General features: G+C 65.8%; 7 protein-coding genes. All 7 read left to right on the top strand.

Features of this window, described 5'->3' with window-relative positions:
* Positions 1-480, top strand: a 480-nt coding sequence (locus tag PVW46_RS05660) for a TOBE domain-containing protein (protein ID WP_274575148.1), incomplete at its 5' end; no start/stop codon positions are given.
* Between the two features lie 80 nt (positions 481-560).
* Positions 561-1,523 carry a LysR family transcriptional regulator gene (locus tag PVW46_RS05655; protein WP_069209659.1) on the top strand — a complete coding sequence of 321 codons (963 nt, stop codon included), beginning with the start codon at positions 561-563 and terminating at the stop codon, positions 1,521-1,523.
* A gap of 60 nt (positions 1,524-1,583) precedes the next feature.
* Positions 1,584-3,206, top strand: coding sequence for an ABC transporter substrate-binding protein (locus PVW46_RS05650; RefSeq protein WP_069209660.1), 1,623 nt, complete (start codon positions 1,584-1,586; stop codon positions 3,204-3,206).
* Between the two features lie 62 nt (positions 3,207-3,268).
* Positions 3,269-4,246 (top strand): ABC transporter permease, encoded by a 978-nt coding sequence (locus PVW46_RS05645; protein ID WP_043145643.1) that lies wholly within the window; start codon positions 3,269-3,271, stop codon positions 4,244-4,246.
* Entirely contained in the window at positions 4,243-5,121 is an 879-nt protein-coding gene (locus PVW46_RS05640) for an ABC transporter permease (RefSeq protein ID WP_052244796.1), read from the top strand. Before PVW46_RS05645 ends, PVW46_RS05640 begins: the two co-directional genes overlap by 4 nt.
* Positions 5,118-6,095, top strand: coding sequence for an ABC transporter ATP-binding protein (locus PVW46_RS05635; RefSeq protein ID WP_069209661.1), 978 nt, complete (start codon positions 5,118-5,120; stop codon positions 6,093-6,095). The genes PVW46_RS05640 and PVW46_RS05635 overlap by 4 nt, the downstream gene beginning before the upstream one ends.
* On the top strand, positions 6,092-6,427 hold a 336-nt coding region (locus tag PVW46_RS05630), incomplete at its 3' end, for an ATP-binding cassette domain-containing protein (RefSeq protein ID WP_274575137.1). The genes PVW46_RS05635 and PVW46_RS05630, both read left to right, overlap by 4 nt.

The raw sequence follows: 6,427 nt of genomic DNA, 5'->3' as shown, positions 1-6,427 counted from the left end.
GTCACCCATGACCAGGTCGAGGCGATGACGCTGGCCGACCGGATCGTGGTGCTGGAATTCGGCGTGATCGCCCAGGTCGGCAGCCCCCGAGAGCTGTATGAACGGCCCGCCAACCTCTTCGTGGCGCAGTTCATCGGCTCCCCCAAGATGAACGTGCTGGACTGCACCACCGGCGGCGGCCGTTTCACGTTGGAGGGCGCGCGGGGCGGGGCCTACGACGGCGACCACCCGGCGGTGAAGGTGGGCATCCGGCCCGAACACATCCGGATCGGTGCCGAGGGCGAGGGGATGATGGACGGCACCGTCGACGTGCTGGAATACCTTGGGGCCGATACCTTCCTGATCGTGGATTGCGGGCCGCTGGGCCAGGTCACGGTGCGCACCGATGGTGACACTTCTGTCACCGAAGGCGACAGGATCGGCCTGATCGCGCCGCCGGAACGGCTGCATTTCTTTGACGCGGACGACAAGGCCGTCTGAGGGGAACGCCCTGCGTTGCGCCGGGCCGGTTTCCGTCCGATAGTGCCGGGAGCGATTGGTTTTCAAACGGATGGACCCGGTTGGATCTGCGGCACCTGGAAGTCTTCGACGCGATCATGCGCTCCGGCTCCGTCTCGGCGGCGGCGCGGGAACTGGGCATCACCCAGTCCGCGGTCAGCCGTATCCTGGGCCGGTTCGAAACCCGCCTGGGCTTTGACCTCTTCACGCGGGCCAACGGGCGATTGACGCCGACCCGACAGGCCAATGCCGTGCTGGCGCAGGCGCGCGGCATCCTCGAGGCAGTCTCACGGCTGGAGGTCATGTCGACCCGTGCCGCCGCACCCAGCCCCGAACTGGTCTTTGTCACCGTGCCTTCGCTGTCCTACGGGTTGGTGCCTTCGGTTCTGGGCGCGTTTTCCGCGCGCAAGCCGGATGTGCGCTTTGGTTTCGATGTCCGCACGACAGAGGCGGCCATCGACGTCATGGTGCGACGCGAGGCCGAGTTTGCCGTGGTCGCCCTGCCGGTGTCGCACCCCACGTTGCAGGTGACGCCGCTGTTTCGCACGGTCAGCTGCGCCGTCATGCGGCACGATCATCCGCTGGCGCAGACATCGCTGGTTCGGCCAGCGGACCTGGCCGGTGAAAAGATGATCTTTCTGCTGCGGCGGCAGCCGACCCGCCAGTTGATCGAAGACGCCTTTTCGCGCGAACGCCTGACCCCGGACATCCGGATCGAGACCTCGAATGTCGCCACAGCCTGTCGTTGCGCGGCAGAGGGGCTGGGCGTGGCTGTCGTGAACGGGATGATGGCGGGCTACACCGCCACCTCCGAGCTGGCGATCCGCCCGTTCGAACCGCGCGTTCATCACACCGTCGCCCTGGTCGAGCAGGCCGGACGCGACCGCAGCCCGGACACCCAGACCTTTGTCGACTGTCTCCTGTCCGAGGTCCGTGCCAAGTTCGAGACGCTGGGCCTGCCGCTGGAGATACTCGCGGACAGCGCCCATTCCGATCCGGAATACCCTTTTACCGTACCTTCATAAGATTGCGCGGCCGAATTGCTTGCCTTCTCCTTGGCGCATTCCAAGGGGAGTTCTCTGACAATGAAAAAAACGACTTTGACAGCCACCGCGTTGTCCTTTGGCGTTCTGGCGCTGGGCACGGTGGCCCAGCCCGCCGCCGCACAGACGCTGACCGCCGGATTCGCCTCTGAACCCAGTTCCGTCGATCCGCTGTATCACAACCTCGGCCCCAACAACGCCACGCGAAAGCACATGTTCGAGGCCCTGGTGGGCGAGGATGCCAACCTGGGTATCGTGCCCGAGCTGGCCGAGAGCTGGGAAACCTCGGACGACGGGCTGACCTGGACCTTCCACCTGCGCGAAGGGGTCAAGTTCCACGATGGCGGCGATTTCACCGCCCGCGATTTCCTCTATACCGCCTGCCGGATTCCCAACGTGCCGAACTCGCCCTCGTCGATGGCGGGGTTCATCAAGTCGGCAGAGACGATCACCGCGCCGGACGATATGACCATCGAGGTCACGACCGCCGTTCCCTATCCGCTGCTGCTGACCGACTTCGCCAGTTTCGGTGTCGTTTCGGCCTCTGCCAACGGGCATGACGGGCCGGTCGAATACACCAAGGATGGCTGCCCGGGCATCGACAGCTACCTGGATTCCAACGCCTACAACGACGGCACCGCCACCATCGGCACCGGGCCGTACAAGTTCGTCTCCTTCACGCCGGGCGAAAGCATCGTCGTGGCGCGCAACGATGACTACTGGGGGGACGCACCCTACTGGGAACAGATCACCATCCGCCCGATCACCAACGCGGGCGCGCGTGTCGCCGCGCTGCTGGCGGGTGACGTGGACGTGATCGAGAAACCCCCGGTGCAGGATTTGGAACGCCTGCGAAACGATCCCAAGGTGAACGTGGTGCAGGGCGCCTCCAGCCGGGTGATCTACCTGCACTTCGACCATGTCGGCGAGCCAAGCCCCGGTATCGAGGGCACCGACGGGAAGAACCCGATGAAGGACCTGCGCGTGCGCAAGGCGATCTCGCTGGCGATCAACCGCCCGCTGATCGTAGACCGCATCATGGGCGGCCTGGCCGTGCCCGCGCGCCAGCTGGTCCCCGATTTCATGCGCGGCACCGACCCCGAGATCGCTCTGGAAGAGCCGGACCTCGAAGAGGCCAAGCGCCTGCTGGCCGAGGCCGGCTATCCGGACGGCTTCAAGCTGGTGATTGGCACGCCGAACGACCGCTACATCAACGACAGCAAGATCGCGCAGGCCGTGGCCCAGATGCTGACCCGTGCGGGCATCCAGACCGAGGTCGACGCCATGACGGCCTCTGTCTTCTTCTCGCGCCGCAACAACTACGAGTTCTCGCTCTACCTTGCGGGCTGGGGTGCCTCGGGCGCGGGCATGGCCTCGCCGCTGCGGGCGCTGGTCGCTTCGCAGGACAAGGACAAGGGCCTGGGCGGCACCAATCGCGGCCGCTACTCGAACCCGGACCTGGACGCGATCATCGAAGAGGCGCTGTCGACGGTGGAAACCGCCAAGCATGACGAGTTGCTGCGCCAGGCCTCGCGGATCGTGGTCGACGACATGGCCATTCTGCCGCTGCACTTCGAGGTGACGCCCTGGGCGCTGCGCGCCGGGCTGACGATGGACCCGCGTGCGGACCAGCACACGGTCCTGACCACCGTCCGTCCCGAGTGATCTGAAAACCGGGGTGGCGCCGGACAACGGCGCCACCCCCCGATGTTCGGAAATCCACCCGCATGCTTGCCTATCTCATCCGTCGCCTGGGTCAGGCTTTTCTGGTCATGGCCGTCATGGCGACCATCGTCTTCTTCGGCCTCTTCGCCGTCGGCAACCCGGTCGATCTGCTGATCAACCCAGAGGCAGACCTGGCCGAACAGGAAGAAACTATCCGGCGCCTTGGTCTCGACAAGCCGGTGCACGTCCAATTCGGCTATTTCCTGGCCGGGCTGGCGCAGGGGGACCTGGGAACCTCGTTTGTCCACAATCGCCCGGCGCTGGAACTGATCCTGTCGCGGCTGCCCGCGACGCTGGAACTGGCCTTTCTGGGCATCCTGATCGCTGTGGTCCTGGGCATCCCGCTGGGCATGATTGCCGGACTGAAACCAGAGGCGCCCTACAGCAAGGTCATCATGGCCGGGTCGGTGGTGGGTTTCTCGACTCCGAATTTCTGGCAAGGGCTCATGCTGATCATGCTGTTTGCCGTCTTCCTGGGCTGGCTGCCCGCCGGGGGGCGTGGCGATACGGTGGATGTGCTGGGCATTCCCGTCAGCTTCCTGACCTGGGACGGGCTGAGCCACCTGATCCTGCCCGCGCTGAACGTGGCCATCTACAAGATGTCGCTGGTGATCCGCCTGACCCGCGCGGGCACCGCCGAGGTGGCGCTGCAGGACTACGTCAAATACGCCCGCGCGCGCGGCCTGTCGCCGGTGCGCGTGGTGGGGGTGCATATCCTCAAGAACATCCTCATTCCCGTTGTCACCGTGCTGGGGCTGGAAACCGGCAACGTGATCGCCTTTGCCGTGGTGACGGAAACGGTCTTTTCCTGGCCCGGCATCGGCAAGCTGCTGATCGACAGCATCGGCCTGCTGGATCGGCCCGTTGTCGTTGCCTACCTGATGCTGACGGTCTTCCTTTTCGTGATGATCAACCTGGTGGTGGACATCGGCTACTCGCTGCTGGATCCGCGCGTGCGGGTGAAAGGAGGCCGGTCATGACCGCCGACACGCCCCTCCGCCGGTTCGTGGCCGATTTCCTCGCCAGCCCCTTGGCGGTGATCGCGGGCCTTGGCCTGTTGGCCATCGCGCTGACCGCGCTCTTTGCCGGGATCATCGCGCCGCAGAACCCATATGACCTTGCCCAGATCGACATCCTGGACGGATCGCTGACGCCGGGAACCGAGGGGTTCGGCGGGTTCACCTACTGGCTGGGCAGCGACGAACAGGGCCGCGACATGCTCTCGGCCATGATCTACGGGCTGCGCATCTCTTTGATGGTCAGTTTCATCGCCGTCACCTCGGCCGTGGCCGTGGGCATGGTGCTGGGCCTGCTGGCCGCCGCGCGCGGCGGCTGGGTCGAGACGCTGATCATGCGCATCGTGGACATCCAGCTCAGCTTTCCCGCGCTGCTGGTGGCGCTCCTGCTGCTGGCCTCTCTGGGCAAGGGCGTGGACAAGGTCATCATCGCGCTGATCCTGGTGCAATGGGCCTATTTCGCCCGGACGGTGCGGGCCGCGGCCCTGGTCGAGATCCGCAAGGACTATGTCACCGCCGCCCGCGCCGCCGCCCTGCCGCAATGGCGCATCCTGTTCGGCCATGTGCTGCCCAACGTGATGCCGCCTGTGCTGGTCATCGCGACGGTGCAGATCGCCAATGCCATCGCCATCGAGGCCTCGCTGTCCTTTCTGGGGGTCGGCGTGCCGATCACCGAACCCTCGCTGGGCCTGCTTATCGCCAACGGGTTCGACTACCTGCTGTCGGGCCGCTACTGGATCAGTTTCTACCCGGGGGTGGCGCTGCTGGTCACGCTGGTCTGCATCAATGTCGTCGGCGACCACGTTCGCGACATCCTGAACCCGAGGATGCAGCGATGAATGCGCCTGTTCTATCCGTTCGCAATCTTGTCACCCAGTTCGACACCCGCGCCGGGACGATCACCGCCGTCGACGGTGTCTCGCTGGAGGTGGGGCCGGGCGAGGTGCTGGGGATCGTTGGCGAAAGCGGATCCGGCAAGACGATCACCGGGTTTTCCATCATGGGCCTGATCGACAAGCCGGGCCGCATCGCCGCGGGCGAGGTTCTGCTGAACGGGCAGGACCTGCGCAAGCTATCCGACCGGGCGATGGCGCGGCTGCGCGGCGACCGGATCGCGATGATCTTTCAGGACCCGATGATGACCCTGAACCCGGTCCTGCGCATCGACACCCAGATGATCGAGACGATCCGCGCCCATCGTGACGTGTCCAGGTCCCGCGCGCGGGACATGGCGGCAGAGGCGCTGGCGCTGGTGGGTATCCCCTCGCCGGTGGAACGGCTGCGGACCTACCCGCACGAGATGTCGGGCGGCATGCGTCAGCGCGTGGTGATCGCCATCGCGCTGATGCTGGAACCGGACCTGATCATCGCGGACGAACCGACCACGGCGCTGGATGTCACCATCCAGTCGCAGATCCTGTCCGAAATGCAGAAGCTGATGGCCCAGCGGAACACCGCACTGATCTGGATCACCCATGACCTGACGGTGGTTGCCGGGCTCGCCCACCGGGTTGCGGTCATGTACGCGGGCCGGATCGTCGAGACCGGGCCGGTGGACGCCCTGCTGGATCATCCGAAACATCCCTATACCCGCGGGTTGATCTCTTCGATCCCCTCGTCGGTGCCGCGCGGAGAGCGGCTGGTGCCGATCAAGGGCATGACGCCCAGCCTGATGAACCTTCCCGAAGGCTGTGCCTTTGCCCCGCGCTGCCCACGGGCCAGCGAGACCTGCCGCAAGGCCCGCCCGGACCGGCAGGACCTGGCCACTGGCCGCAGCCTGCGCTGTTTCCACCCGCTGGAGGAGGCATCATGACCGCGCTCCTGTCATTGCAAAACATCTCGCAGACCTATGTGTCCTCGCCGGATCTTGCGGAACGCATCGCCAACCTGGCCGGTGCCAACTACCAAGAGACCCGCGTGCGCGCGGTCAACGGCGTCAGCCTCGAGGTGGCCGAGGGCGAGGTCCTGGGCCTCGTCGGGGAGTCCGGCTGCGGCAAGTCCACGCTTGGGCGCATGGTGGTCGGGGTCGAAACGCCCTCGGGCGGCACGCTCTCCTGGCGCGGCGTCGCGCTGGAGCAGATGACCACCCAGCAGCGCCGCGCCTGGGAACTGGAAGTGCAGATGATCTTTCAGGATCCCTTTGCC

This window comes from Mameliella sp. AT18, assembly GCF_028807275.1.
Classification (GTDB): Bacteria; Pseudomonadota; Alphaproteobacteria; order Rhodobacterales; family Rhodobacteraceae; genus Antarctobacter; species Antarctobacter albus.
The sequence above is the reverse complement of the archived record's forward strand: the minus strand, read 5'-3'. Positions and strand labels throughout refer to the sequence as shown.

Bases quoted from the DNA above. Each gene is read 5' to 3' on its own strand.
- PVW46_RS05650 (WP_069209660.1), top strand. From the start codon at position 1,584: ATGAAAAAAACGACTTTGACAGCCACCGCGTTGTCCTTTGGCGTTCTG.
- PVW46_RS05645 (WP_043145643.1), top strand. From the start codon at position 3,269: ATGCTTGCCTATCTCATCCGTCGCCTGGGTCAGGCTTTTCTGGTCATG.
- PVW46_RS05640 (WP_052244796.1), top strand. From the start codon at position 4,243: ATGACCGCCGACACGCCCCTCCGCCGGTTCGTGGCCGATTTCCTCGCC.
- PVW46_RS05635 (WP_069209661.1), top strand. From the start codon at position 5,118: ATGAATGCGCCTGTTCTATCCGTTCGCAATCTTGTCACCCAGTTCGAC.